General features: G+C 61.0%; 20 protein-coding genes and 3 pseudogenes. 14 read left to right on the top strand and 9 right to left on the bottom strand.

The window, feature by feature from the left end:
* Positions 1 to 116: 116 nt before the first annotated feature.
* Positions 117 to 1,085: a nitrilase-related carbon-nitrogen hydrolase gene (locus ACA041_RS13500; protein ID WP_497441556.1), complete on the bottom strand. Its 969-nt coding sequence runs from the start codon at positions 1,083 to 1,085 to the stop codon at positions 117 to 119.
* Positions 1,086 to 1,264: 179 nt separating this feature from the next.
* Positions 1,265 to 2,197 (bottom strand): GlxA family transcriptional regulator, encoded by a 933-nt coding sequence (locus ACA041_RS13495; protein ID WP_497441555.1) that lies wholly within the window; start codon positions 2,195 to 2,197, stop codon positions 1,265 to 1,267.
* Positions 2,198 to 2,321: 124 nt separating this feature from the next.
* On the opposite strand from ACA041_RS13495, the gene ACA041_RS13490 reads away from it, so the two are divergent.
* Positions 2,322 to 5,804 (top strand): hypothetical protein, encoded by a 3,483-nt coding sequence (locus ACA041_RS13490; protein ID WP_497441554.1) that lies wholly within the window; start codon positions 2,322 to 2,324, stop codon positions 5,802 to 5,804.
* Here ACA041_RS13490 and ACA041_RS13485 read toward each other — a convergent pair.
* Positions 5,801 to 6,001 (bottom strand): YbdD/YjiX family protein, encoded by a 201-nt coding sequence (locus tag ACA041_RS13485; RefSeq protein WP_497441553.1) that lies wholly within the window; start codon positions 5,999 to 6,001, stop codon positions 5,801 to 5,803. The genes ACA041_RS13490 and ACA041_RS13485 overlap by 4 nt on opposite strands.
* A 154-nt stretch (positions 6,002 to 6,155) precedes the next feature.
* Here ACA041_RS13485 and ACA041_RS13480 point away from each other — a divergent pair, with 154 nt between their 5' ends.
* Positions 6,156 to 6,641: an adenosine-specific kinase gene (locus tag ACA041_RS13480; RefSeq protein WP_497441552.1), complete on the top strand. Its 486-nt coding sequence runs from the start codon at positions 6,156 to 6,158 to the stop codon at positions 6,639 to 6,641.
* A gap of 110 nt (positions 6,642 to 6,751) precedes the next feature.
* Entirely contained in the window at positions 6,752 to 7,783 is a 1,032-nt protein-coding gene (gene ahr / locus ACA041_RS13475; RefSeq protein WP_497441551.1) for an NADPH-dependent aldehyde reductase Ahr, read from the top strand.
* A gap of 28 nt (positions 7,784 to 7,811) precedes the next feature.
* On the opposite strand, the gene ACA041_RS13470 is transcribed toward ahr, so the two are convergent.
* A complete protein-coding gene (locus tag ACA041_RS13470; RefSeq protein WP_497442073.1) occupies positions 7,812 to 8,432 on the bottom strand; it encodes a cell wall hydrolase in 621 nt (206 codons plus the stop codon).
* 141 nt (positions 8,433 to 8,573) lie between these two features.
* On the opposite strand from ACA041_RS13470, the gene ACA041_RS13465 reads away from it, so the two are divergent.
* From ACA041_RS13465 to ACA041_RS13425, 9 genes and pseudogenes are all read left to right on the top strand, one after another.
* Positions 8,574 to 9,425 (top strand): CAP domain-containing protein, encoded by an 852-nt coding sequence (locus ACA041_RS13465; RefSeq protein WP_497441550.1) that lies wholly within the window; start codon positions 8,574 to 8,576, stop codon positions 9,423 to 9,425.
* 131 nt (positions 9,426 to 9,556) lie between these two features.
* Positions 9,557 to 9,649: pseudogene (locus ACA041_RS13460) on the top strand (bestrophin family protein); the annotation flags it as partial.
* Positions 9,650 to 10,131: 482 nt separating this feature from the next.
* Positions 10,132 to 12,579, top strand: a complete 2,448-nt coding sequence (locus ACA041_RS13455; protein WP_497441549.1) for a hypothetical protein — start codon at positions 10,132 to 10,134, stop codon at positions 12,577 to 12,579.
* A pseudogene (locus ACA041_RS13450) lies at positions 12,563 to 12,874 on the top strand (cation:dicarboxylate symporter family transporter); the annotation flags it as partial. The gene ACA041_RS13455 and the pseudogene ACA041_RS13450, both read left to right, overlap by 17 nt.
* A 155-nt stretch (positions 12,875 to 13,029) precedes the next feature.
* Positions 13,030 to 13,197, top strand: a complete 168-nt coding sequence (gene napE, locus ACA041_RS13445; protein ID WP_064677494.1) for a periplasmic nitrate reductase, NapE protein — start codon at positions 13,030 to 13,032, stop codon at positions 13,195 to 13,197.
* A gap of 32 nt (positions 13,198 to 13,229) precedes the next feature.
* Positions 13,230 to 13,490 (top strand): chaperone NapD, encoded by a 261-nt coding sequence (locus tag ACA041_RS13440; RefSeq protein ID WP_497441548.1) that lies wholly within the window; start codon positions 13,230 to 13,232, stop codon positions 13,488 to 13,490.
* Complete coding sequence (gene napA / locus ACA041_RS13435) at positions 13,487 to 15,991, top strand: nitrate reductase catalytic subunit NapA (protein ID WP_497441547.1); 2,505 nt, start codon at positions 13,487 to 13,489, stop codon at positions 15,989 to 15,991. The genes ACA041_RS13440 and napA overlap by 4 nt, the downstream gene beginning before the upstream one ends.
* An 11-nt stretch (positions 15,992 to 16,002) precedes the next feature.
* Entirely contained in the window at positions 16,003 to 16,488 is a 486-nt protein-coding gene (locus tag ACA041_RS13430; protein ID WP_497441546.1) for a nitrate reductase cytochrome c-type subunit, read from the top strand.
* A gap of 9 nt (positions 16,489 to 16,497) precedes the next feature.
* Positions 16,498 to 17,094: a cytochrome c3 family protein gene (locus ACA041_RS13425; protein ID WP_497441545.1), complete on the top strand. Its 597-nt coding sequence runs from the start codon at positions 16,498 to 16,500 to the stop codon at positions 17,092 to 17,094.
* Between the two features lie 136 nt (positions 17,095 to 17,230).
* Here the strand turns inward: ACA041_RS13425 and ydiJ are convergent.
* Positions 17,231 to 20,265, bottom strand: a pseudogene (gene ydiJ, locus ACA041_RS13420) (D-2-hydroxyglutarate dehydrogenase YdiJ).
* A gap of 158 nt (positions 20,266 to 20,423) precedes the next feature.
* Between ydiJ and ACA041_RS13415 the strand changes: the two are divergent.
* Positions 20,424 to 21,308 (top strand): LysR substrate-binding domain-containing protein, encoded by an 885-nt coding sequence (locus ACA041_RS13415; protein WP_497441544.1) that lies wholly within the window; start codon positions 20,424 to 20,426, stop codon positions 21,306 to 21,308.
* Positions 21,309 to 21,327: 19 nt separating this feature from the next.
* On the opposite strand, the gene ACA041_RS13410 is transcribed toward ACA041_RS13415, so the two are convergent.
* The 4 genes from ACA041_RS13410 to ACA041_RS13395 are packed head-to-tail and all read right to left on the bottom strand — an operon-like array spanning position 21,328 to position 25,315.
* Entirely contained in the window at positions 21,328 to 22,416 is a 1,089-nt protein-coding gene (locus tag ACA041_RS13410) for an ABC transporter ATP-binding protein (protein ID WP_497441543.1), read from the bottom strand.
* Positions 22,417 to 22,452: 36 nt separating this feature from the next.
* Entirely contained in the window at positions 22,453 to 23,250 is a 798-nt protein-coding gene (locus tag ACA041_RS13405) for an ABC transporter permease (protein WP_497441542.1), read from the bottom strand.
* Positions 23,247 to 24,164 (bottom strand): ABC transporter permease, encoded by a 918-nt coding sequence (locus tag ACA041_RS13400; protein ID WP_497441541.1) that lies wholly within the window; start codon positions 24,162 to 24,164, stop codon positions 23,247 to 23,249. Before ACA041_RS13400 ends, ACA041_RS13405 begins: the two co-directional genes overlap by 4 nt.
* A 23-nt stretch (positions 24,165 to 24,187) precedes the next feature.
* Positions 24,188 to 25,315, bottom strand: coding sequence for an extracellular solute-binding protein (locus ACA041_RS13395; RefSeq protein ID WP_497441540.1), 1,128 nt, complete (start codon positions 25,313 to 25,315; stop codon positions 24,188 to 24,190).
* A 368-nt stretch (positions 25,316 to 25,683) separates the two neighbouring features.
* Here ACA041_RS13395 and ACA041_RS13390 point away from each other — a divergent pair, with 368 nt between their 5' ends.
* Positions 25,684 to 26,466: a creatininase gene (locus tag ACA041_RS13390; RefSeq protein WP_497441539.1), complete on the top strand. Its 783-nt coding sequence runs from the start codon at positions 25,684 to 25,686 to the stop codon at positions 26,464 to 26,466.
* Positions 26,467 to 26,486: the final 20 nt, after the last annotated feature.

Here is a 26,486-nt window from a genome sequence, read left to right as displayed (position 1 = left end):
GCAGGCGCAGGGCTTGCCGGCGATGGCACCCGTTAAATCGCCATCGCAGGCAAGCCAGCTCCTACAGGGAGTCGGTATATCTGCAGGATCAGGCCGCCTTCACCAGCCAGTGCTGATCACACCTCCTCCAGTTGCTGAGTGGCGGCCAGTTGCGGATGCGCACGGCGCTCATGCACATGCGCCGTCGGCGTACGGTCTATCAGCAGGCTCAGCAGTTCCGGCCGGCTGTAGTGCCCGCGGGAATCCATCATGCGTTTGCGATTGTCGATCAGTTTCATATCAAGGTCGATGATCACTTCGCCTTCACCTTCAGTCAGCGAACCCAGCACCACGCCATCCGGGCTGACGATCGCGCTGAAGCAGCCACCGGAAATCGGACCGAGGGGGCAACCGGTGTCGGCCATGATCTGCGCCTGTTGCTCAGGGTTCAGCCAAGCCGTGGAATTGACCACGAAACACGCCGATTCCAGCGCATGCTGGCGGATGTTGACTTCCATTTGCGAGGTGAACAGCGGCCCTGCAAACGACCCCGGATACATGGAGGCATGGATCTGTTCGCCATCGGCCATCAAGGCGTATCGGGCCAGCGGGTTGTAATGCTCCCAGCACGCCAATTGGCCGATGCGCCCTACCGCGCTGTCGGTGGCGCGCAGGCCGGAACCGTCGCCCATGCCCCAGATCATGCGCTCGTGATAGGTTGGGGAAATCTTGCGTCGATGCTGGATCAGGCTGCCGTCGGCATCGAACAGCAATTGCGCGTTGTACAGGGTACCGCCGTCACGTTCGTTGACGCCGATCGATACCACCATGCCGGCCTGTCTGGCGGCGGCACCGATGGCTTCGGTAGCGGCCGACGGTACAGTCACGGCCTGATCCAGCAGCTTCAGATGTTCAGCAGCCATCTGGAACGGCGACTGCACGAACGAAAAGTACGGGTAGTAAGGCACGATGGTTTCCGGAAACACGGCAAACTGCACGCCCTGCTCACCGAGTTCGAGGATCTTGTGCACCACTTTGTCGACGGTGCCTTCGCGGCTGTATAGAACGGGGCTGATTTGTACGGCGGCGGCTTTTACCAGGGTCATGGCGGTGATCTCATTGAGGAAGTGGACTCCAACGAGATTAAAATTACGCTAATAATATTCAGGCTTAAATGTCATACACACCGCCTTTCAGGACACCACGCACCCTGTAGGAGCCCGGCTTGCTGGCGAAGGCGATTCCGAAGACGCCAACACCGGCAGCCGTGCTCCTACAAGTGTGATCACCCGCGATTGGCCCGCTGAATGACCTGCGGCGGTTGCCCGAAAGCCCGGATAAACGCCCGCCGCATCCGCTCCCGATCGCCAAAGCCGGTATCCGTCGCCACCACGTCGATAGAGTGCCGCCCGGTCTCCATCATCAAGCGCGCCGCTTCCACCCGCAGGTTCTCGATGGCCTTGGCCGGCGATTGCCCGGTTTCGGCATGGAACACGCGACTGAACTGCCGAGGGCTGAGATTGGCCGCGCCGGCCAGCTCCTCGACTGACAACGCGGACTTCAGGTTCTGCCTGGCGTAGGTCAGCGCCGCCTGAATGCGGTCCGTCTTGGGCTCCAGTTCCAGCAACACCGAAAACTGCGACTGCCCGCCCGCGCGGCGGTGATACACCACCAGCTGCCGAGCCACACGCCGGGCGACTTGCGCGCCCAGGTCCTTTTCCACCAGGGCCAGGGCCAGATCGACACAGGCGCTCATCCCCGCGGCCGTCCAGACATGGCCGTCATTGATGAAGATCCGGTCTTCTTCGACCTTCACCTTGGGGTACGCCTTCTGCAGCGCCGGGGCATGACACCAGTGCGTGGTCGCGCGCCGGCCATCGAGCAAACCGGCTTCGGCCAGTGCGATCGCGCCGGTGCAGATCGATCCCAGACGTCGGGTGGTCTGGCTGGCACTGCGCAGGAATTGCACCATGCCGGCTGAAACCGGACGGATCAGGTTATCGCCCAGCACCAGGAGCGTATCGAACGCGCGCTGGTCGAACGCCGTGGTTTCCACGCCAAACCCGGCGGAGGTCTGCACCGTGCCGCCGTGCTCGGACAGCAGGGAAATACTGTAGACCGGTTCGTCGGTGGCCATATTGGCCAACTCGAAGGTGGCGCACATGGCCAGGCCGAGTACCTGGAATCCGGGGTAGACGATGAGTCCGATGTGAAGCATGGCGATGTCCTATGACCTTAAACGTGGCACCACCAGCTTTCCGGCCACCCGCCTTTCACTGTACGCCCCTAATCGGGTCTATACCTAACTGTTATCAGTTGGCCGAAAACAAGAGGCACAGGCCATGGACAACAAGGGTTCCGGCATCAATCTGGCTTTCTGGCTGCCAGGCAGTGCGGTCATCCTCAGTCTGGTGGTGTCGATGTTCGCCCTCAACCGCGAGCCCTTCCTTGAACCGCGCCCCGTCGGCGCGCAGTTCCAGGCCCAACTGCCCATCGAAGCGCGGCTATGGCAGGACCCGTTCGATGCGGTCGAGCGTTACCGCAAGAAACTCACCGACAGCAGGAACCCGGATGCCGAGATCGTCTGCAGCCCCGACATGTCGCCGCTGTCCGGCGCAAAACCTGTCCCCGACATCATGGTGGCGCTGGTCGAAGGCGGCCCTTACGCCGACGAAGTCGAACGTCGGCGGCGCATGCGTTACGCCCTGCTGGCTGGGTTCAAGAACTCCCACCGGGTGCCGGACCAGGAACAGTACATCCATTGCCTGCGACTGGCCGCCAACCTGTCGCCTGATGCCCCGCCCAAATCCGGTTTCGTCGACCTGCCCTATGAAATATTCGTCTCCAATCCATTTGATCCGCCAACGGCACTCGAAGGCGCGCCACCGCCGCCTGATCGAACGATCGTGTTCTGGTTGAAACAGGACGCGCTCGGGTCAACACCGCTGCAGCAACTGGAGAAACTACGCGAGACCCTGACCCACAAAATCAGCACAGCCTGCACCCCTGATCAATGCTCCGAACCCTCCACCAATACCGTCCTGAAGGTCATCGGCCCTTCTACCTCTACCGTCCTGCGCGACATGTTCCAGGATCAGGACATTGGCAAGGCCACCTCCACCGTGGAAATCTACTCACCCTTGGCCACCGCCGATAACGAAACCCTGGACCGCGGTTACCGGAAACTGTCGCCAGCGCTGGAAAACCGGGTCCCCATGAAGTTGCTGCGCACCGTCAGCGATGACGGCACCATGACCCAACTGATGCTCGAGGAGCTGAAACTGCGCCGTGTCGACCCGGCCACCGGCGTGCGCTGCAGCCAAGGCACACTGCGGCGAAACGGCTCGCCGTGCACCCGCGACCTTCGCCGTAGCGGCAATCGCATTGCCTTGATTGCCGAGTGGGACAGTTTTTACAGCCGCGCCCTGATCGAAAGCTTCAAGGCGCAGGTCGCCAACGATGCGCGCTTGGGCAGTGACGAAAAGAACCACCGGGACGTGGTCGATCAGTGGATTTTGCGCTTCAGCTATTTGCGCGGCCTGGACGGACGTCTGCCGGAGGAGTCCGCGAGCAATGACAAGAATGTCGCTACCGACTCCGGTAAAAATAAAGACCCCGGCCAACTTGATCTCAGCCCGCTGGAAAAATCCGACGGCAACTCCCAACTCGATTACCTGCGGCGCCTCGCCGACCACATCGCCCGCGAGGACGAAGCCTACCGACGCAACGGCGAAAGCGGCATCGGCGCGATCGGTGTGCTGGGCGTCGACGCCTACGACAAGCTGCTGGTGTTGCAGGCGCTCAAGAGCCGGATGCCGTACAAACTGTACTTTTCCACCGACCTCGATGCCCGCATGCTGCAACGGGGCCAGGCGCAGACCACGCGCAACCTGATACTCGCCGCGCCTTATGGCCTGACGCTGACCCGCGCCTTGCAACAGGACGTGCCGCCGTTTCGCGACAGCCTGCAAAGCGCGGTGTTCATCTCGGTGCTGGCCGCGCTGGCGCCGCAATCCTTCGATGCCAAGCGCGCGAAGTTCGATTATTCGAAATCGGAACTGCTCTCGCCGGGCATCTACGAAGTGGGCATCAGCGGCTTCATTCCCCTGGCCAGCCGGCTCACCGCGTCGCGCCCGGCAACCTGCGAAGCGCCGGCACAATCGCAGTCCGATCGCGGGGTCCGGCCCCACGACCTGATGGCCCTGCGTTGCCTGCAGGACCGATCGCCGCCGCCCTACCCCGAGCCTGGTCAATCCATCCGCGAGCGCTTCAAGCAGACCCAGTCTTTCTTCTGGGCCGGACCGCTGACGCTCACCCTGCTGTTGCTCGGCGGATTTATCGTCTGGTGGCGGATCGAGGGCCCATACGAAAACCACGACACACGGCTGGCCTGGGTCCGCGGCGTGCCGATCACGCTGTTCATGGTGGCGGCGATCTGCGCCTTTATCGCCACACGGTTCTGGCACGCGGAGTTCCTCTGGTTCACCTTCGTCCTGATCCTGCTGGGGATCGTCTCGTCGAACCTGACCCGGCGCTCGGCCAGGCAACTGGCGTTGGCCCAGGACTCCAGCTCAAGCACGGATTTATACAACGCCCGGGCCTGGTACATCGTGGTCCCCCTGGTGATGTTTATCCTCGCGCTGATGCTGGCGTATCAAATGCGCGCCACCTTGACCGACAACGGCCTCGGTGAACCGATGTTCCTGTTCGAAGGCATCAGTGCCTGGCCCACCGTGGCGTTGCGCCTGCTGGCGGTGCTGATCTCCCTCTCGGCGCTGGCATGGGGCTGGCGCAACCTGCGCATCAACCGGGCCGAGATCGAAGCCGCGTACCATTTGCACCTGCACATGCGCCAATACGAGATGACCTTGTGGGGCCAGACCCGACGCTTGATTCGCCAAGGCAAAGACTGGAAGTGGCGACGCTGGAGCAACGAATTGGGACATTACCTGATGCTGATTTTCTTCCCGTTGCTGAGCGCGAGCGAGCAATGGTCGAAGGCCTGCGCACCGGCACAGGCCGCCTGCACCGACGGGCGCAAGATGATCGACATTGCCCGCTTCTGGGGTGAGCATTGCGTTTGCGGGTCCTTTGGTGCGCGGATGCTGCGGGCGATGCTCGCGACCTGGGCGTATGTCGTGGTCACCAGCGTGCTGTTTGTCGTCTGGCCCATGCAGGGCATGCCCGTGCGGGGTGACTCGGTGTGGTGGATGATGAGTTGGCTGATCCCCACCCTGGTGTTCCAGCTCCTGGTGTTCTGGGTGGTGGACGCCAATCTGCTGCTGACGCGCTTCATCCGCCATCTCAGCGAACATCATGCGATCTGGCCCGGCACCTTGCAGCTGCAGCACAAGAAAACCTTTGGCCTGCTCAAGCATCCGTGCATCGACGAATGGGTGGATGTGCAACTGATCGCCAAACGCACCTCGGCCGTCAGCCGCCTCATCTATGCGCCGACGGTGGTCCTGTTGATCCTGCTGGCCTCGCGCAGCAGCCTGTTCGATAACTGGCCGACACCGCCCAGCCTGATCATTTCCTACCTGCTGACGGCGCTGATTCTGCTGGTCTCCGCTCTGTCGCTACGCCGTGCCGCGGAAAAGTCCCGCACCCTGGCCTTGCAACGACTGGACACCTACCTGCTGGAAACACCTGAATCGACGCCTTGCTACGCCAAGTTCAAGATGATCCGCGAGCGGGTCGCCACGCTCGCCACCGGCTCGTTCTCACGCTACGCCGAAGATCCGCTGATCAGGGCGCTGCTGCTGTCGCTGACCGGGATCGGTGGCTCGGCCATTGTCGATGCGTTGAACTATGCGAAGTTCTAGCAGCACCGGGTATTGCATTTGCTACGGCCGAAGCGGGCTTCCTGACGCTCGCGAAAAAACGCCGAGTAGGTCATGACCGGTTCGCCGGGATGATTGATCGCCATTTGCGCGACGTAGTTGTCGTAATCGGGCACCCCGACCATCAAGCGCGCGCTCTGGCTGAACAATTTGGTGACTTGCTGCAGTTTGCGGAACATGGCAAATCTCTCTATGCAGTGTGGGACGGCCCCATGAAACCGCAGTTTTGTATCTGTAATGTGTCCGCCTGAGTGGCCTTTGTATGTTCAAGTATCCAAACGCTATGCTTGATGGACAGCCGCTGTAACACCCTCGTGAAAGGAGGCGTCCCAGATGCAACTCATCACAGTGAAAATCGACAAGCCGGAAGCGACCAACTTCATTTTCGGCCAGACCCACTTCATCAAGTCCGTCGAGGACATCCACGAAGCCCTGGTCAACACCGTACCCGGCATCCAGTTTGGCCTGGCCTTTTGCGAAGCCTCAGGCAAATGCCTGGTACGCTGGTCCGGCACCGATCCCGCCATGATCGAACTGGCCCAGCGCAATGCCCAGGCCATCGCCGCCGGCCACAGCTTCATCCTTTTCCTTGGTGACGGCTTCTATCCATTGAACGTACTGAACACACTCAAAATGGTGCCCGAGGTGTGCCGGATTTTTTGTGCGACAGCCAACCCGACTGAAGTGATTCTGGCCGAGACGGACCAGGGACGCGCGATTCTGGGCGTCGTCGACGGCTTTTGTGCCAATGGCATTGAAGGCGAGGAAGACATCCTGTGGCGCAAGAACCTGTTGCGGCAGATCGGCTACAAACTTTGAGCACCTCAGATATCCACAACCGAGACGACGGCAAACGATACGCTACACTTCAGGGCTGCGCCGCGGCACCTGAGGTGCCGAATCCCTGTCTCCTGATCTGGAGGTATCCAATGAGCGATGGCACCGAACTCACGACTTTCACCGGCTGGGCCGCAACGGCGGCCGGCGCTTCACTGGAGCGCTATAGCTACGATCCCGGTCCATTGGGGGAAGAAGAGGTGGAAGTCGCCGTGGAGTATTGCGGCGTCTGCCATTCCGACCAGTCGCTGATCGATAACGACTGGGGCATTAGCCGCTACCCCTTTATCCCTGGTCACGAGGTGGTTGGCAGTATCGTGCGAGTGGGCACGCAGGTACGCGGTCTCGAAGTGGGACAAAGGGTGGGCATTGGTTGGTACAAGGGCAGTTGCATGCATTGCTCTTCGTGTATCGGAGGCTCCCATCACCTCTGTGGCACAGCCCAACCCACCATCATCGGCAGTAACGGCGGTTTCGCCGACCGCGTGCGTTCGCACTGGGCCTGGGCTCTTGCGATACCGGATGGACTCGACCCGGCTTTGGCCGGACCACTGTTCTGCGCGGGGTCGACGGTGTTCAACCCGCTTGTGGAATTCGACGTCAAGCCCACCGACCGGGTCGGTGTGGTGGGCATCGGTGGCCTCGGTCATCTGGCGCTACGCATGCTCAACGCCTGGGGCTGCGAAGTCACCGCCTTTACTTCGTCGTTGAGCAAGCAGGACGAAGCCAGGCGCCTGGGCGCGCATAACGTAGTCGCCTCGACCGACAGTAACGCGCTCAAATCCATTGCCGGCACCCTTGATTTTCTCCTGGTCACCGCCAACGCCGACCTTGACTGGCCGGCCATGCTCGCAACCCTGCGCGGCAAGGGGCGCTTGCATTTTGTTGGCATAGTGCCCTCCGCGATCCCCGTGCACGTGTTCGACCTGATTCCCCAACAAAAGAGCTTGTCCGCCTCGCCGGTCGGCTCGCCAAATACTACGGCGACCATGCTGGAATTCTGCGCACGTCATCAGATCCTGCCGCAGGTCGAGCACTTTCCCATGAGCCGGGTCAACGAAGCCCTCGACCACCTGCGCAGTGGCAAGGCGCGTTACCGCATCGTGCTGGACGCCAGCAAATGACAACTGGCGCGTCGGGTAACGGAGGCGGCTACTTCGCGTCTCCACCATGGGGTTTGTAAAACCGGAACAAGCCGATATCCGCCGTCCTGATGTACTCCCGCGCCCAATTTGGCTTCACCGTGCGGTCGTGGAAATACAGGGCGCCGCGGGTGCGATCCGGCAGTTGCTTGTTCAACGCCTTGCGCGCGATTTCCTTGGCGAGCGCGTAAGGCACCTCTTCCTGGACCGAATCGGGGCGCCCGTCGCACCACCATGAGAACTGGCAGCTCCTGGTTTCGGAGCCCTGCTTGACCACACCGCACACCGTATCAGGAAAACCCCCGTGGCCCAGTCGATTCATCACGACATTGGCCACCGCTTCCATGTCGGCGGAATTCTTGCCTTTGGCTTCCCAATAAATGGAACGGGCCAGACAGGTGATCGCATCGTCCAGCGGCGCGGCGCCGGCAGGGTCTACGGCCTGGACTTCTGACTGGGTAATGGCTTCGGCCTTGGGCGCCGGCGCGGGGCTGCTGTTCTCTGCGGCTTTTTGCTCAAGCACTTCGGCCTTGTTCTCGGCCGCTTGTTGTTTTTGCTGTTGATCCGCGGCGATGGCAGGACCGGCAAGCATCATCATGGCAAGGCAGGTGGCTATCCAGTGGAGGCACATGATCGAATGACTCGGTGGGCAGTATCGCTTCAGTGTAGTAGTGAAATGATAGCTATTACGCCACGGCACTCTGAAAAATCCGTTGCCTTGGAGGGGGCAACTTCGCGCATTATGGCCGCATTCCGTCCAAGGGGGATTTTCATGCGCGTCCTATCATCCGTCAGCTGTCTTGCCACGTTAACACTGGGTCTGTTGTGCGCCGTGAATGCGCTGGCGGCCGACGAGAAACAACTGATCGATTCGATCAACGCCTACCGCAACCAATCGCAGCCTTGCGCGGGCCAGGCCTCACCGGAGTTGCCACCGCTGGCGGGCGATCCACGGTTGGCCCTGTCCGCCACCAGCATCGGCAATCTACAGCAGGCCTTGGCAACGGCGGGTTATCCGATGGTCAATGTGCAGGCGATCAGCCTGTCCGGCCCCCGTGATGCGCAGTCGGCCATGACGGCGATTCGCGAGAGTTTCTGCCAGGTGGTGCTGGACCCGCAGTTCGTCGATATCGGCGTGAGCCGCCAGGACCGAGAATGGCGCATCGTGCTCGCCCGTCCACTGTTGAGCGCACGCCTGGGCGACTGGCAGGCGGAAGGCCAGAAGTTGCTGGCCGAACTCAACGTCGCCCGCAGCCGGCCACGCCAGTGCGGCACGCAATCCTTCGCCGCCACCACGCCACTGACCTGGAACCCGACGCTGGCGACGGCGGCCGAGACTCACTCGCGCTCGATGGCCAACAACAACTACTTCGATCACAAGGACCGCGATGGCCGCACGCCCGGGGATCGGGCTGAACTGGCGGGTTATGGCGGCCAGCAGATCGGCGAGAACATCGCCGCCGGGCAAGACACCGTGCGCAAGGTGGTGGATGGCTGGGTGTCCAGCCCCGGTCACTGCGCGAACCTGATGAACCCCGGCTTCCAGGAGTTGGGCGCGGCCTATGCGGTCGATCCGAAGAGTGATTCGGGGATCTACTGGACGGCGATGTTCGGCACGCCATAAACACCCGGATACTCAAAAACCCACACCCGTCTATGTGGGAGCGGGTCAGTTTGCACAACCATAGCCCGTCATAGATCCCGTCGATCATCTGGTCATAACTACTGATTTGACGCTCTGCCATGCTGCACCTCATGGTGCGCAACATCGAACGGGAAGTTTCGGCGGCGCTGGGGGCGATGCAACTGCCCCCGGTTCTGGAGCCGGTTGATTATGTGTTACGCTGATGTCAATCAACCCCAGTCATCAATTCTGTCGATCATTCAAATCATGAAGGCGAATTTTTTATTCTTCCCCGCGCCGGGCAAAATGCTGCCAATTCGACAATCGCGGAAGCACGCTTCATGAATCTCAACTTTGCATTTGCCTGCATGATCGTGGTCTCGTTTGCCATTGCATTGGGTAACGGCTAATGGGCTGCGCCAGCTGAACAAACTGCGTTAAAACGCTTGCGCAATGCTCTGCCTCGAGCCAACCCATCAGCGATGCGCGGAACGGGCCGTTCGTCTTATCGGGTTTGCGCTGTCCATCTTTCGCTACCTTACTGCTAGGGTGGCACGCCAGCATCGGGATTTCGGCGCCCCAGTACAGACGGCCGTGCACAAAAACGTGGTGGTTCGATTTTCCGTGCATCGAGAAAGATCGGCATGGCAGTCGCGTTCTGCGGTCAAGGCTGTGAAAGCAAGCGCCGTGTCTGCCGGAGAACGCCATGCGCCCGTACGCAATCCTGACACTGCTTGTTGCACTGTGGGCCTTGTGTCACTTCTCGCTTGTGGTTCTTGGCAAATTTCGACCCAAGGCGCTCGATCGTCCAGAAGGAATGACGCGTACAGGCAGCCTGACAGTGCTCAAGCGCCTGCGACATCTATCGTGGGTAGGCGCCATCTTCATTGGCTGCGTGATCCTGCTCATCCAGGCATGCCGCTTCCTAGCCTCGAGCGCCCACGTCGCACCCCAAGCGGTCATTGACCCGGCACAGTGGGTCCACGGGGTGATCAGGGAAATCGGCAGCCAATACGGCACGCTGTTGGGCATCCTCGGTTTATTCGGCGTCGGCCTTTCGTTGTATTTTGCGGCGCGCCAGACACGCATGCTTTCCAGCGGACAATCGGGCACAGACCAAGGCAGGGTGAGAAAACCTCTGCCTTATGTCACCACCGCGCTGCTCATTCTTTCCCTGATTGGCTGGAGCGCCGAACCACTGGCCCACAGCATGCAGCTGATGATCAACAACCTTCGGATGAATGCGGCAGATCAACAAGCGCAACGGGAAATGGACGAAGCACTGTCCGCCATCCCCCCGCTAAAGAAATCCAACGCCGCCCCCGTCGATCCAGGTAAGGCCGTCCCCGCCGTCCAGGCCGCCACCCGGCTTTTCGTACGGGCGGCCCTCAGCGATATGATCCGCAGCACTGCCTTTGAGCAGTGGGTGCAGGTCACGCGTTCAAACCGCAGCGAGTCCGAATTCGTCCGCGCTGCCTTGACCGGTCGGCGCATCGAAGTTTCTGCCTCTGCCGACAACGCGACGAAAGCCCGGCGAGAGGTCGCCGCGACGCTTGGCGATGTCATCGAGGACAAGGCAGGCATTGTCAAAGCACAACAACAGATCGAGCAGGCAATAGCGCCCTCCGTCGCTCGCCTTGAACAGCAAAACCCGACTCTCTTCGCACAACTGACCGCAGTGCTCGAACAGCGCTATGGCACCCCGCTCGCCCCCTTGGATGCCCAGGGAAAACTGATTGCACAAGTGCTGGACCAGGCCTATGGGGCAGTCGACGCCAGACCCACGACAGAATTGGGCAGACAAGCTCAAACACTGGTTAAAGACCTGGGCCGGGATGCCGTCAGAACCTGGACGCAAACCTGGGCCAGGAACTGGGTGACCGAAGCACTCCTGAGTTCCGCCCGGCCCGGTGTGCTGGCCGTGGCGGCGCGCCAGGCCTCCTTTGAAGCCACAGACGACGCTCGCAACCTGGTCCGGTCGCTGATGGCGGCCGAAGGCCAGGGCTGGACGTCAAGCCCCGAAACCCTGCGAGAAGCAAAATTCGCCGAGGCCGTCAGCACCAAGGTCGCCGAGTTTCACCCGCCCCCGATGAAAGCGGCAGTGCAGGAACGTCTGGGTGGCTATGATCAACTGTTCCCTGGGGCCATTGACTTCGAAGTGGCTTCAAGTGGCTGGCGCGTCCGGGAAGTATGGATCGGCCAGGACACTGACCCTGAAGGGATTGATGCCAACCGGATCCGCTGGACCCTGCAACCGGCAACAGGCGCCACAACCACCAAAGTCAGCCTGGAGATCATGTCGAATGGTCAATGGGTAAATCTTGGCGTCCATGATGCGGCCATCGTCAACCAGGCACTGCGCTACGCAGCGGATGGTCGAGTGGTGGCTGTGACGAGTGCGCCCGGTGACGGCAAGTTGATCAGCCGTGTGACTTACACTCATCCCGTGCTGACCGATACGCCGCTGGGCTGCAGAGTGGCAGAGGCAGATCGGCTGCTCGCCACGTTCACCGCCGCCTACGCTCGCCCTGGCAACATGACCGCTGTATCGGGTCCAGGCCTGCTGGGGCAGTACCGGCTTGCTGAAGAACACACACCACAGTTTCGCGAGCGTCGAGTCTCGGCAGGGCCCGACTGGACATGGATGAAACGCTCCCCTGACCATCTTGGAAATATCGACCTTTGGGTCCACACGACCTATTCACTCAGGCGCGGGCAGGATCCCGAAAAGCTGACCGGCGAAGCAAGCGCCACTGCCATGGAGCTCCCTGCGCGGGGACTCCAGCCATTGCGCCAGCGAGTTTCGAACCGTCTGCCAGGTTACTTGAAAGCCCAATTGAACAGTCCTTCCTACGACGACTTCATGGCGCCGCTGGAAGACTTCGTGCTATTGCAGCGCTTCTTTCGTACCGCGTTGGCAGGGGGCCTTGGACAAGACTTCCCGGTGATTGAGCTGATAACTCTGGAGCACGCCACACGCAACTACGTCCCCTACCAGCCAACAATCCGCTGGGAAGAAGTCCCTGAAGCCAGGCTGATGGAAGTCCTACAACAGGCAGATCCCGAAGCACAGGAAAGTTACAAGCGTTGGTATCAGGACTATTTTTTCCGTTTGGCGACCCGGCAGGCAGTGTGTGATCGCGTGTCGAGATGACCGCGGTGCATCCAGGCCCAAGTCCCGCTGGTATGGCCAGCTGTATGTGCAGGTGCTGATCGGTATCGTGATCGGCGCCATTTTCGGTTACCTTGTGCCCGACATGGGGGCCAAGCTGCAACCCTTCGCCGACGGCTTTATCAAGCTGATCAAAATGCTCCTGGCGCCCATCATCTTCGGCACGGTGGTGGTCGGGATTGCCAAGATGGGCAGCATCAAGGAAGTCGGGCGGATCGGTGTCAAGGCGCTGATCTACTTCGAGGTCCTTTCCACCATCGCGCTGGTCATCGGGCTGCATCGGTAACCAAACGAAGTAATGGTTGCAACCGTTATAGCGCTTGTCACTCCACAGCATGGCTGGTGCACCGTCGGTCGTTAAACGCCCCTGCCAGCAAACCCGCGAAAACTTCGTGATCTAGTCTGAGTGCAAGTTCGGCTGGAGATTGCTCAATGCCATTGGCTGAAGAACGCAAACCCGAGCGCCGCAAGGAAACCCGGCTGTTCCTCTTTCTTGTCGTCTGTCTCTTCCCGCTGCTGTCGGTCGCCATCGTGGGCGGCTACGGCTTTCTCGTCTGGTTTTTCCAGATGCTCTACGGACCACCGGGCCCTCCCAACTAATAGCCTTGCTCAAGGCCTATTGGAGCCAGCACATGGACGAAGCGCTGCATATCGCCAGTCTTGTCGTACTCGCCCGACCTGAATTGTTCGACGCCGTCAAAGCCAACCTTCGCCTGTTGGACGGCCTGGAACTGCATCAGGAAAGTGCTGCCGGAAAACTGGTGGTGGTCCTCGAGGCCGTACACGAAAGCCAAATACTTCAACGCATCGAACAGATCAACAACCTGCCGGGCGTGCTCAACGCCGCGTTGATCTATCACGAACTCCTCGAACCCGAAGGAGATACCCAATGAGCATGTCCCGCCGAGCATTCGTCAAGGCCCAGGCCGCCGCCATCGCCGCCGCCGCTGCCGGCCTGCCGATTGTGACCTCCGCCAGTAACCTGGTGACCGAAGCGGACATGGTCACCCTGGACTGGAACAAGGCGCCCTGCCGTTTCTGCGGCACCGGGTGCAGCGTGATGGTCGCGACCCGGGACAACCGGGTGGTCGCCACCCATGGCGACGTCAAGGCCGAGGTCAACCGCGGCCTGAACTGCGTGAAGGGCTATTTTCTTTCCAAGATCATGTATGGCGTTGATCGCCTGACCCAACCGCTGTTGCGCATGAGCAATGGCCAGTACGACAAGCAGGGCGAATTCCAGCCGATCAGCTGGGAGAAGGCCTTCGACATCATGGAACTGAAGTTCAAGGAAGCCTTGAAGAGCAAGGGCCCCGGATCGGTCGGCATGTTCGGGTCCGGGCAATGGACGGTGTGGGAAGGCTACGCCGCCAACAAGTTGATGAAGGCCGGCTTTCGCAGCAACAACATCGACCCCAACGCCCGGCACTGCATGGCCTCGGCGGTGATGGGCTTCATGCGCACCTTTGGCATGGATGAGCCGATGGGCTGCTATGACGACATCGAAGCCACCGATGCCTTCGTGCTCTGGGGCTCGAACATGGCCGAGATGCACCCGGTGCTCTGGAGCCGGGTCACCGACCGCCGCCTGAGCCAGCCCCACGTGAAAGTGGCCGTGCTCTCCACCTTCGAGCACCGCAGCTTCGAGCTGGCCGACATCCCCATGGTGTTCAAGCCGCAAACCGACCTGATGATCCTCAACTACATCGCCAACCACATCATTGAAAGCGGTGCGGTGAACCAGGATTTCATCAGCAAGCACACCCGCTTTGCCCAAGGCGCTGAAGATATCGGCTACGGCCTGCGCCCAGACGATCCACGGGAAATGAAAGCGAAGAATGCCGCCAAGGCCAACACCTGGACGGATATCTCCTTCGAACAGTACGCCGCGTTCGTCAAACCCTACACGCTGGAGCGAACCGCCAGGGAGACCGGTGTCCCGGCTGAACGCCTGAAAAACCTCGCCGAGTTGTATGCCGACCCCAAACGCAAGGTCGTGTCGTTCTGGACCATGGGTTTCAACCAGCACACTCGCGGCGTCTGGGCCAACAACCTGATTTACAACATCCACCTGCTCACGGGCAAGATCAGCGAGCCGGGCAACAGCCCTTTCTCCTTGACCGGTCAACCTTCGGCCTGTGGCACGGCACGCGAGGTCGGAACGTTCTCCCACCGCTTGCCCGCCGACCTGGTCGTGACCAATCCCAAGCACCGTGCCATCGCCGAAAAAATCTGGAAGCTGCCCGCCGGCACCATTCAGGAAAAACCCGGTTTTCACGCAGTAGAACAGAGCCGCATGCTCAAGGACGGCGTGCTCAACGTCTACTGGACCCAGGCCAGCAACAACATGCACGCCGGGCCGAACATCATGCAGGAAGTCCTGCCGGGTTGGCGTAACCCGGACAACTTCGTGATTGTCTCCGATGTCTACCCCACCGTATCCGCCCAGGCCGCCGATCTGATCCTGCCCAGCGCCATGTGGGTGGAAAAGGAAGGTGCGTTTGGCAACGCCGAACGGCGGACGCAATTCTGGCATCAACTGGTGACCGCACCCGGGGACGCCAAGTCCGACCTGTGGCAGTTGCTGGAGTTTTCCAAGCGGTTCACCACCGACGAAACCTGGCCCGCCGAGCTGCTGGCCAAGGCCCCCGAGTACAAGGGCAAGACCCTGTTCGAGGTGCTGTTCAAAAATGGCCAGGTCGACCAGTTCCCGGTCGAGCAACTGGAAGCCGGCTACAAGAACGATGAAGCCAAGGCCTTCGGTTTCTACCTGCAAAAAGGTTTGTTCGAAGAGTACGCCCAGTTCGGCCGCGGTCACGGCCATGACCTTGCCACGTTCGACCGCTACCACAACGAGCGAGGCCTGCGCTGGCCGGTGGTCGACGGCAAGGAAACCCGCTGGCGCTATCGCGAGGGCCTGGACCCTTACGTGGAGAAAGGCAGCGAGGTGCAGTTCTACGGCTACCCGGACAAGAAGGCGATCATCTTCGCCCTCCCCTACGAACCGCCGGCCGAAGCCCCGGACGCCGATTACCCGTTCTGGCTGAGCACCGGGCGCGTGCTCGAACACTGGCATACCGGCACCATGACCCAACGCGTCGAGGAGCTGTACAAAGCGGTGCCGGACGCGCTGGTCTACATGCACCCCGACGACGCCAAGGCGCTGAAGGCACGGCGTGGCAGTGAAGTGAAGTTGATCAGCCGGCGCGGTGAAATCCGCGCGCGCATCGAAACCCGCGGGCGCAACAAACCCCCTCAGGGGCTGGTGTTCGTGCCGTTTTTCGATGCCAACAAGCTGATCAACAAGGTCACGCTCGACGCCACCGACCCGATCTCCAAGCAAACCGACTACAAGAAATGTGCGATACGCATCGAGTTGGTCAGCGTGGCCTGAGGAGAACCGTCATGCCTTTTCGAATCCTGCCGTTGCTTCTGCTCGCCGCGATTGGCGTGGTGATCGCTGCGGAAGTCGACTACCCGCTCGATGCGTCAGGGCCGGACGGGCGGCGGCCCGGCGGCACCCTGACCCAGAGCATGCCCGCCCCGCCCATCGCCGACGAAGAAAACAAGGACCTCAAGCGCGAACGCAATTACCCGGACCAACCGCCCACCATTCCCCACAGCATTCGCGGTTATCAAATCGACATGAACGGCAACAAGTGCCTGTCGTGTCACAGCCGGGCCAACAGCGCGCGCAGCCAGGCGACGATGATCAGCATCACCCATTACATGGACCGCGACGGCCAGGCACTGGCGGCGGTATCACCGCGTCGCTACTTCTGCAACCAATGCCACGTGCCGCAAACGGACGTGCTACCCCTGGTGAACAACAACTTCGAGACCATCGACAAAATACTGCAAGACGACGCCAACGCCGCGCAGAAACCCTGAGGAGGCAACATGAAAGCACTGTTCGCCCTGCTCAAGGACTACTGGGGCATCCTGCGTCGCCCGAGCCTCTACTACAGCCTGGGCTTTCTGACGCTGGGGGGGTTTATCGCCGGGATCATTTTCTGGGGCGGTTTCAACACGGCGCTTGAGCTGAGCAATACCGAGAAATTCTGCATCTCCTGCCATGAAATGCGCGACAACGTGTTCGTCGAGCTCAAGGACACGATCCACTACACCAACCGTTCCGGTGTGCGCGCCAGTTGCCCGGACTGCCACGTGCCCCACGAATGGACCCATAAAATCGCACGCAAGATGCAGGCTTCGAAGGAGGTCTGGGGCAAAATTTTCGGCACCATCGATACCCGCGACAAATTTCTCGTCCTGCGGCGCGAGCTGGCCGAACATGAGTGGGCCAGGCTCAAGGCCAACGACTCGCGCGAATGCCGCAACTGTCACAACTTCGAGTTCATGGACTTTACCCGCCAGGGCAAACGCGCCGCGGCCATGCACTCGACGTCCCTGACCAAGGGCGAAGCCACCTGCATCGACTGCCACAAGGGGATTGCCCACAAGCTGCCGGATATGAGCGGGGTCAAGGGCTGGTAGATTTCCCGGCCCCGTAACGCCGCGTCCCTGTAGGAGCGAGCTTGCTCGCGAAGGACGTTAACGATGACGCGTGCTGTCTGGATGAACACGCCGCCCTCGGGTTTTTCGCGAGCAAGCTCGCTCCTACAGGGGGGTTTCAGCGCCGATAGACTTCCAGCAGTGCCTGCAACGGATGGCGCAGGGTTTGCTCGGACAGACGCTTGACCTGGCTGCGGCAGGAATAACCTGTGGCCAGCGCCTCACCCTGCTCGGCCGGTGCCGACACCTGACTGGCCCACGACTGCTCGAAAATCGTCACCGACGTGGCCTTGTTGCGCGCTTCATGGCCGTAAGTGCCCGACATCCCGCAGCACCCCGTCGCCTGGGTCTTCAACCGCAACCCCGCGCGCTCGAACACCTGCTCCCACTGCCGGGTGCTGGCGGGCGCGTTGGTCTTCTCGGTGCAGTGGGCCAACAGGCGAAAATCAACCGCCGTCGTCCGCACTGGCCGTTCCGGCAAGACGGTCAGCAGCCATTCCTGAAGCAGCGCCACCTCGGGACATTGCTCCAGACCCGGCACCTTGAGGTACTCCTGGCGGTAGACCAGGGTCATCGCCGGATCCAGCCCCACCAGCGGTATGTCGAAGCGCGCAAGGTCGCGCAACTGATCGGCATTGCGCACCGCGGCGCGATTGAACGCGGACAGGAAACCCTGCACATGCAGCGGTTTGCCATTGGGGCTGAACGGCGCCAGATACACCTGGTAACCCAGCCGGGAGATCAGCTCGATCAGATCGACCAGCAAGGGCGTCTCGAAGTAACGGGTGAAGGCGTCCTGGACCAGGATGACGCTGCGGGCGCGCTGTTGCGCACTGAGTGCCGACAGGATTTGCGTCGTCGCCGGTCGCGCCTGCCAATGCCGCACCGCCCTTTGGAAATCGAAGCGACTGAGCAACGGACTGTCCACCATCCCGACGTGCCGCTCCAGCAATCGACTGCTGAACCCCGCCCCCATCAGCGCATTGTACAGACGCGGAACACGAGCCAGGTAAGGCACGGTGTATTCAAGCGAAGCAATCAGATAATCGCGCACCGGGCGCAGATAACGTGAGTGATAAAGCTCCAGGAACCGCGACCGGAACTCCGGCACATTGACCTTCACCGGGCATTGTCCCGCGCAGGATTTACACGCCAGGCAACCGGCCATGGCGTCATACACCTCATGGGAAAAGTCCTGCGCGCCGCTGCGTTGCGCCCGGCTGTTGCGCCAGCGCCGGGCAAGCCCGCTGAAAAACGCGGGCCGGCGGCAGGCATCCGACAGCACATCGATCCCCGCCTCGCCTTGCAGACGCAACCATTCGCGAATCAACGAAGCCCGGCCCTTGGGCGAATGCACGCGCTGGCGGGTGGCTTTCCACGACGGGCACATGGCGTCATCGGGGTCGAAGTTATAGCAGGCGCCATTACCATTGCAGTGCATCGCCGTGCCATAACTGTTCCAGACGCGCTCGTCGATCTGCCGATCCAGCTCGCCGCGCAAGGGTACTTCGTCGACTTTCAACAGCCTTGCCGTGCGGGTATCCGGCGTGGCGATCTTGCCGGGGTTGAGTTGATTGCAAGGATCGAACGCCGCCTTGAGCGCCTGCAGCGAAGCGTAGAGCTCACCAAAAAAGGCCGGCGCGTATTCCGAGCGCAGGCCCTTGCCATGCTCGCCCCACAGCAAGCCGCCATAGCGTTGGGTCAACGCGGCCACGCCATCGGAAATCGGCCGCACCAGCGCAGCCTGCACAGGGTCCTTCATGTCGAGGATGGGCCGCACGTGCAACACGCCGGCATCGACGTGGCCGAACATGCCGTACTGCAAGCCATGGCTGTCCAGCAAGTCGCGAAACTCGGCAATGTAATCGGCCAGCCGCTGCGGGGGCACGGCGGTATCTTCGACAAAGGGCTGCGGCCGCGCTTCACCCGCCACATTGCCGAGCAACCCGACGGCCTTCTTGCGCATGCCGTACACCCTGGTCACCGCCGCATGGCCGACGGCCAGGGTATGCCCCAGGCGTTCAACGCCCGTGTCGACGGCCAGATGCTCGATAAAGGCGGCGACCCGACCCTGCAGCTCTTCGAGGTCATCGCCACAGAATTCCACCAGGTTGATCCCCAGTGTCGGCCGCTCGGCCTGGGTCGGAAAATACTCGGCCACGCCATGCCAGACGATGTCCTGCATCGCCAGCAACAGCACCTTGGAGTCGACGGTCTCGATCGACAGCGGCTTGAGCGTGAGCAGCGCCCGGGCATCGCGCAACGCGTCCATGAACCCGGCGTATCGAATGTTCACCAGCATGGTATGGCGGGGATCGGCAGCACATTCAACTTCGCCTCGACCACAAACCCCAGCGAGCCTTCAGCCCCGCACAGCACACTGTTGAGGTTGAAGCGGTTATCGGCCCCGCGCAAATGCGCCAGGTCGTACCCGGTCAGGCAGCGGTCGAGGTCCGGAAAGCGCGCCTTGATCAGCTCGCCCTGCTCGTCGATGATCCGCCGCGCGCAACGATACACCTCACCGACACGGTCCCCACGGGCGCATTCGCGTTCGAGCTCGGCTTCATCCAGAGGACGGCCATGCAGGTATTCGCCGCCGCGCAGGAGCGTCTTGAGTTCAAGCACATGGTCACGGGTCTTGCCGTAAGTGCAACTGCCTTGGCCGCTGGCATCGGTACTGATCATGCCGCCGATCGTCGCGCGGTTGGACGTGGACAGTTCCGGGGCGAAGAACAACCCGGAGGCCTTAAGTGCCTTGTTCAGCTGGTCCTTGACCACCCCGGCCTGAACCCGCACCCAACGCTCCTCGACATTGATCTCCAGAATGCGGTTCATGTGCCGCGAGATATCGACCACGATGCCATCGGTCAACGACTGGCCATTGGTGCCGGTACCTCCGCCGCGCGGGGTGACGGCCACTTGCTCGAATTCAGGCCGGGCGATCAACCGGGCAATGCGCGCCACGTCGTCGGCGTCCACCGGGAACACTGCCGCCTGGGGCAAACGCTGGTAGATCGAGTTGTCGGTGGCCAGCACCACGCGGCTGGCGTATCGGTCGCTGATCTCACCTTTGAAACCGCTGGCGGCCAGTTCCGAAAGGAACTGACGATAGCTGGATGTCAATGCAGTGGCAGGCGAAAGCTGAGCGATCATCGGGGTCGGGTCTCGGGTCGAAATCAGGTCAATCAACGAAGTACACTTGTAGGGAGCGAATGATTACGCCAGTCTTCTTCGTCACACAGTGCCAATGTTCATTGGATAGGCTGCTCGGCACAAACGAATATTCCACTCGACATTGATGACTTTTACGAATGAATCCCAGACTGCTGACCCCTTCCATGTCGCTGCTGCTGGCCTTCGATGCCGCCGCGCGCCATGAAAGCTATACCCGTGCCGCCCAGGAGCTGTCCCTGACCCAGAGTGCGGTCAGTCGCCAGGTGCAAATCCTCGAGAAGCTGTTGGGCATGCGCCTGTTCAGCCGCGAAGGCCGGCGGGTCATCCTCACCGACGTTGGCCGTCTGTATCAGCGCGAGTTGAGCGAAGCGCTGGGACAGATCCGCAGCGCCACCCTGCAGGTCATGGCGTTCCAGTCCGGCATTCACAGCCTGCGCCTGGCCACCTTGCCGACCTTCGGCTCGAAATGGCTGTTGCCGCGCTTGAAGGATTTCTACACCGCCCATCCGGGCATGACCGTGCACCTGCACTCCCGGATCGAGGCCATCGACTTCGACAGCAGCGAAATCGATGCCGCGATCTGCGTCGGCAGCGGCGACTGGCCGGGCCTGACCGCACATCGCCTGCACACCGAAGAACTGGTGGTCATCGCCAGCCCGCAACTGACCCCGGCGCAGCGACGCGAGGCCGAACAGCACATCACCGACCAACTGCTGCTCAACGTCAGCAGTAACGCGCAAGCGTGGGCCGAATGGTTCTCCCATCATGCACTGCCCCATCGGGCGATGCGCATCGGCCCGAGCTTCGAAATGACCTCGCATCTGATCCAGGCGGTGCGGGTCGGCATCGGCATCGGCCTGGTGCCGCGCATCCTGGTGGAGGACGAGTTGCTCAGCGGTGAACTGGCGTGCCTGGGCGAGCCGATCATCAGCCGCCGCAGTTATTACCTGGTGTATCCAAGGCGCAATGAAAACCTGCCTTCCTTGAAAGCTTTCAGAGACTGGCTGATGCAAACCCTATGACTTTCGCCAACCCGAGCACTCAGTCACCTCGCAAAATCAACGCATGCACACCGTCCCATTCGGCGAAAATGTCCTGCCCGCAGTTCACCCCAAGCCGGTTGTATTCGGCATGCGGTTTCTGCACCTGCAGCTCAAGCCCATCCCTGGTTTCGAGATAGATGTTGACCATCGAACCGATGAACTCTTCACCGACCACGGTGCAGGCCAGTCGGTTGTGCAGCACCGGTTGCGCCGACAAGTCGATATGCTCGGCGCTGATGCAGACCGTCACCTCCTGACCGGGGACGACCGATTTACTCTCCGGTAGCCGCGCCTGGAATTGGCCGTGCGTCGAATCGACACGAACCAGTCCGGCATCGTCGAAGCCGGCGACCGTGCCGCTCAGGATGTTCTTGCCACCGACGAACTCGGCGACGAAACGGTTATGCGGCTCAAGGAACACCTCCTGCGGCGAGCCGATCTGTTCAACCCGGCCGCGACTCATGATCACTACGCGATCGGCCATGGCAAAGGCTTCGGATTGACTGTGGGTGACGTAGACGAACGTGATGCCCAGGTCCTTCTGCAGCCCGGTCAGCACGCCTTGCATGCGCACGCTCAAATGGGCATCGAGCGCGCTCAGTGGTTCGTCGAGCAGCAGGATCGGCGGCTCGGTGACCAACGAACGGGCCAGCGCCACCCGCTGCCGCTGACCACCGGAAAGCAGGCTGATATCGCGGGTGGCGAATTCCCCCAGGTCCAGCCGTTCAAGCCAGTGCAGCGCCTTTTTGCGCCGCTCGGCCTTGGCCATGCCCCTCATGCGCAGGCCGAACTCGACATTCTCCAGGACGTTGAGAAACGGGAACAGGGCCAGGTTTTGCCAGACCAGCGGCGTCTCCCGTTCCCAGGAGCAGAGGTCATTGATTCGCTCTCCATTGAGACGAATTTCGCCCTCGCTGGGTTTATCGAGGCCCGCGAGCATGCGCAGCGTAGTGGTCTTGCCACATCCGCTGGAGCCCATGATCGCGACGAACTCGCCTTTGTAGATTTCCAGGTTCATGCGTTCGACGGCCTGGTAGCTGCCGAAATGCTTGACCACGTTGTCGAATACCACCAGCGGTTGAGTCATGGCTGAATCCTTCGGGTTCGGATGATTGAGGTGGTATCAGGCAGTCGCGGGCTTGCGCCGGCGCATCAACAGCAGCTGCGCGAGGATCACCAGGGTCATGGTCGTGATGAAGACGATCGTACCGATCGCATTGATGGTCGGGCTCACCTGCCCTTGCAAGGTGTTGAGGATGCGCACCGGGACCGTCTCGTTTAGACCCGAGACGAACCAGGCGACGGCAAACTCATCGAAGGACACCGCCATGGTCACGAACAGCGCGGCGAAAATGCTCGGTGCCGTGAACGGCAGGATCACATAACGCATGGCCTTCCATTGGTTGGCTCCCAGGTTCCAGGCGGCGGCCTCGATGTTCGGATCCATCTGCGCCAGGCGCATCCTGATCACCGCCATGGCGAACGGCGCACACATCACGATGTGGCTGATCATCACCGCGTACACCTCGCCGGACAGCCCGACGCGCGACAGGAAGGCCAGCATGGCCAGGCCCATGATCACCACCGGAATGGTCGGCGGCAGCAGCGCCAGCGCCATGTAGATCGACTTGCCGAAGAACTGGTAACGGAAGTCGGTATAGGCCGCGGTGAACCCGAGCAGGGTCGAGACCAGCGACACCACCACACCCACTTTCAGGCTGTTGCCGAAGGCCTGCCAGACCGCCGGATCGGCCGCAATCGCTTCGTACCAGTGCAGGCTGAAACCGCCCAGGGGCAACGACGGAAAACGGTCGATGTTGAACGAGAACACGAAGCTGCCGGCAATGGGCGTAAAGATGAAGATGAACACCAGTACGACAAAGCTGCGCAGCAGGAAGTTGATCAGTCGATGCTCGTTCATGGGCGTCTCCGGTAAGCGAAGCGAACCGCAGCAAAAGCCGTGATCAGCAGCGTCAGGATCATCATCGTGGCGATCACCGCCGCCCGTGGCCATTGCTGACCGGACTTGGTGGTGTCAGTGATCAGGGTGCTCAGGGTCGGTGGCTGACCGCCACCCAGGTACAGCGGGCTGACGAAATCGCCGAAGGTCAGGATGAAGCAGAACAGCGCCGCCACCACGATGCCGATCCGTGCCGACGGCACCACCACCAGCCACACCGTACGCAGTCGTCCGCAGCCGAGATTGTGCGCGGCCTCGATCAACGAGCGATCGATGTACATCAGGCTGAACAGTTGCAGCAACACCACCAGTGGCAGGCACAGCGTGAAGTAGCCGACATAGGTACCGAACGTCGTGTTCAGCATCGCCAACGGCTCAAGCCCCAGCAGGCCGAGCGCGGCATTGAAGATGCCGTTGTCGCTGAGGAACACCTGCCATGAATAGGTGCGCACCAGGTAGCTGGTAAAGAACGGCGTGATCAGCAGCAATACCAGCAACTGTTTGGTCGACTCGCGAAACTTGAAGGCGATCGCGTAAGCGCAGGGAAAAGCCACCAGGCTCACCAGCACGGTGGCGCCGGCCGCCATGGCCAGGGTATGCAGGTAGGCATCCCAGAAGAAGCCGCGGCTGAACATGTAGCTCCAGTTCAGCCACTCGAACGTCGGCACCATGCGGAAGTTGCGCACCAGCCAGAAGCTGATCGCCACCAGGAATGCCAGCGGGAACACAAAGAAGATCAACTGCCAGATCAGGATCGGCAGCGAAAAGCTGAGGCCGTACCAAGGCAGGCGCACGGTGCGTTTGTGGCTCCGCCGGCGGCTCAGCGCGTTGTCGGTCAGCACCGGCGGTGAAGTCTTGAGTTTGTCTGAAATCATTGCGACCACCTCCTCGCGCCTCGTCAGGCACCCTTGTATTGCGACCAGAAGTCGTTCCACTCATCCAGGCTCTGCCGGACCGGGAGTTCGCGATACTTGATGCGACCGTCGCGGATATCGTCCATGACGTTGCGCTGGCCGAGCAGCATGCCCTGGCGCTTGGCTTCGGCGGGATCGGTCTGGTTGAGCAGCTCCCAGCCTTTTTTGCTCGGGATCAGCGCCGGGTAGGCGGCCATCTTCGCCGACTTGACCTGGCCCTGGGGTGAGGTGATGTACTGGATGAACTTCTTCGCCAGGTCCGGACTGTGGGCCTTTCTGGCGATGCAGTAGGACTCCGTCCATTGCAACCCGCCCTCTTCCGGCAACACGGTTTTCACCGGGGCGCCGGCGCGCTGCAAGACCCCGGTGATCCAGTCGCCGATCCCGCACATGGCATGGACCTGACCGTTTTTCAGGGACGAGAAAGTGCCACCGTAATCGAAGAAGCCACCGATCTGCGGGCGCAGGCTCATCATCTTCTGCTGGACGGTTTTCCACTGCGCGGCATCGATGTCGTAAGGCCGCGCATTGCCATTGAGCAAACTGATCTGCCCCAGGTTCGGCAGGTGCCAGTCGAAGTGGCCGACCTTGCCCTTGAGGCTCTCGTCCCAGAACACATCGTAGGTGCGTACCTTGGATTCGGGCACGAGCTGGGTGTTGTAGGCGATGCCGAGGAAGCCGAAGCGGATCAGCACCGAATAGAGCTTGTCGCCTTGCCAGTGACCGGGAAAGTGCTGGAACTCGGGGTAGAAGTCGTCGAAGGGGTAGTCAGCCGGGTCGAGTTGCTCGATGTATTCGGCGGCATTGAGTTGCTGTACGTATTCGGCGTCGGACAGGATCAGGTCGAAAGTGCCGGGCGGCGATTGCGAGATCAGCCCCAGCATGTTGTCGCCGCCGGTGTAGTACTTGGCCCTGACCTTGACCCCATACTGGCGTTCGAAATCGGCGACGATGTCCGGTTCGGCGTGTCCGGCCCAGGCCAGGATCACCAGTTCTTTTTCCGCGGCGGCAAAGCTTCTCATCGGCAGCAAACCGGACAACGCCGCGGTGCCTGCCAGGATGCCGGTGGTCTTGAGGAAGGTACGGCGCGAAAGGTCGATGCGGTTATTCATTATTGTCTCTCCCGGGTGATGGAAAGTGGCGTCTGTCCTTCTCGTCCTTGTGGTCTTGCCGCTTGCTGGTGGATCTGCCCGCCACACGCATCATTGGCTGGCAAGAAGCATTGCAGCAGATCGCCATCACCCATTTTTGTACGCGTCCGACCTGAAGTTTGTCAGATCCGACCCATTGCCAGCGCTTGCCCAACCCCGCCCTGTCAGAAAAGTCTAATCAGAGGGTGTTCTGTCAATTACGGGTCGGATTTGGACAAATCGCTTGCCTGCCGATCTGATCGAATCATTCCATGCGCCACTTTCGATATCTGCCGTCCAACAGGTCGGTCAGAGGAAAGGCAAGGTCCATCACTTAAGAGAGTGTGTAGATGAATAACAGTGTCGTTATTGGCGAACTCACCTGGCCAGAGTATGCAGAGAAGGTCGCCACCGGCTGCCCGATCTTTCTGCCGGTGGGCGCCCTGGAACAGCATGGCCATCACATGTGCATGGAAGTCGATGTGCTGCTGCCGACTGCGATATGCAAGGCGGTCGCGCAAAATGTCAGCGGCCTGGTGTTGCCGGCCCTGGCCTACGGCTACAAATCCCAGCAGAAATCGGGGGGCGGCAACCACTTCCCCGGAACCACCAGTCTCGATGGCGCCACGCTGACCCATACCGTGCAGGACATCATTCGCGAACTGGCACGTCATGGCGCCCGCAAACTGGTGATGATGAACGGTCACTATGAGAACTCGATGTTCATTGTCGAGGGCATTGACCTGGCACTTCGAGAACTTCGTTATGGCGGCATCGATGACTTCAAAGTTGTCGTGTTGTCTTATTGGGACTTCGTTAACGATCCCGCAGTTATCGAAAAGCTATATCCCGACGGTTTCCTCGGCTGGGATATAGAACATGGTGGTGTCTTTGAAACTTCGCTGATGCTCGCGCTCCATCCGGACAAGGTCGACCTGAGCCGCGCCGTTGACCATCCACCGGCCCGTTTTCCGCCTTATGACGTGTTCCCCATCATCCCCGAGCGCACCCCGGCGTGCGGCACATTGTCTTCCCCCAAAGGCTCCAGTCGCGAGAAAGGCGAGTTGATCCTGGACGTCTGTGTATCCGGTATCAGCGCTGCTGTAAGGGAGGCCTTTGATTTAGCAACTTGAAAGCACAAGGGCGTGCGCCA

Source organism: Pseudomonas sp. LBUM1676 (genome assembly GCF_059695605.1).
The sequence above is the reverse complement of the archived record's forward strand: the minus strand, read 5'-3'. Positions and strand labels throughout refer to the sequence as shown.

What these genes read in the sequence shown, in the direction of transcription:
- ACA041_RS13465 (WP_497441550.1), top strand. Translation starts at nt 8,574, where the DNA reads ATGCGCGTCCTATCATCCGTCAGCTGTCTTGCCACGTTAACACTGGGT.
- ACA041_RS13440 (WP_497441548.1), top strand. Translation starts at nt 13,230, where the DNA reads ATGGACGAAGCGCTGCATATCGCCAGTCTTGTCGTACTCGCCCGACCT.
- napA (WP_497441547.1), top strand. Translation starts at nt 13,487, where the DNA reads ATGAGCATGTCCCGCCGAGCATTCGTCAAGGCCCAGGCCGCCGCCATC.
- ACA041_RS13470 (WP_497442073.1), bottom strand. Translation starts at nt 8,432, where the DNA reads ATGTGCCTCCACTGGATAGCCACCTGCCTTGCCATGATGATGCTTGCC.
- ACA041_RS13390 (WP_497441539.1), top strand. Translation starts at nt 25,684, where the DNA reads ATGAATAACAGTGTCGTTATTGGCGAACTCACCTGGCCAGAGTATGCA.
- ACA041_RS13500 (WP_497441556.1), bottom strand. Translation starts at nt 1,085, where the DNA reads ATGACCCTGGTAAAAGCCGCCGCCGTACAAATCAGCCCCGTTCTATAC.
- ACA041_RS13405 (WP_497441542.1), bottom strand. Translation starts at nt 23,250, where the DNA reads ATGAACGAGCATCGACTGATCAACTTCCTGCTGCGCAGCTTTGTCGTA.
- ACA041_RS13490 (WP_497441554.1), top strand. Translation starts at nt 2,322, where the DNA reads ATGGACAACAAGGGTTCCGGCATCAATCTGGCTTTCTGGCTGCCAGGC.
- ACA041_RS13395 (WP_497441540.1), bottom strand. Translation starts at nt 25,315, where the DNA reads ATGAATAACCGCATCGACCTTTCGCGCCGTACCTTCCTCAAGACCACC.
- ACA041_RS13400 (WP_497441541.1), bottom strand. Translation starts at nt 24,164, where the DNA reads ATGATTTCAGACAAACTCAAGACTTCACCGCCGGTGCTGACCGACAAC.
- ahr (WP_497441551.1), top strand. Translation starts at nt 6,752, where the DNA reads ATGAGCGATGGCACCGAACTCACGACTTTCACCGGCTGGGCCGCAACG.
- ACA041_RS13495 (WP_497441555.1), bottom strand. Translation starts at nt 2,197, where the DNA reads ATGCTTCACATCGGACTCATCGTCTACCCCGGATTCCAGGTACTCGGC.
- ACA041_RS13425 (WP_497441545.1), top strand. Translation starts at nt 16,498, where the DNA reads ATGAAAGCACTGTTCGCCCTGCTCAAGGACTACTGGGGCATCCTGCGT.
- ACA041_RS13415 (WP_497441544.1), top strand. Translation starts at nt 20,424, where the DNA reads ATGAATCCCAGACTGCTGACCCCTTCCATGTCGCTGCTGCTGGCCTTC.
- napE (WP_064677494.1), top strand. Translation starts at nt 13,030, where the DNA reads ATGCCATTGGCTGAAGAACGCAAACCCGAGCGCCGCAAGGAAACCCGG.
- ACA041_RS13455 (WP_497441549.1), top strand. Translation starts at nt 10,132, where the DNA reads ATGCGCCCGTACGCAATCCTGACACTGCTTGTTGCACTGTGGGCCTTG.
- ACA041_RS13430 (WP_497441546.1), top strand. Translation starts at nt 16,003, where the DNA reads ATGCCTTTTCGAATCCTGCCGTTGCTTCTGCTCGCCGCGATTGGCGTG.
- ACA041_RS13485 (WP_497441553.1), bottom strand. Translation starts at nt 6,001, where the DNA reads ATGTTCCGCAAACTGCAGCAAGTCACCAAATTGTTCAGCCAGAGCGCG.
- ACA041_RS13410 (WP_497441543.1), bottom strand. Translation starts at nt 22,416, where the DNA reads ATGACTCAACCGCTGGTGGTATTCGACAACGTGGTCAAGCATTTCGGC.
- ACA041_RS13480 (WP_497441552.1), top strand. Translation starts at nt 6,156, where the DNA reads ATGCAACTCATCACAGTGAAAATCGACAAGCCGGAAGCGACCAACTTC.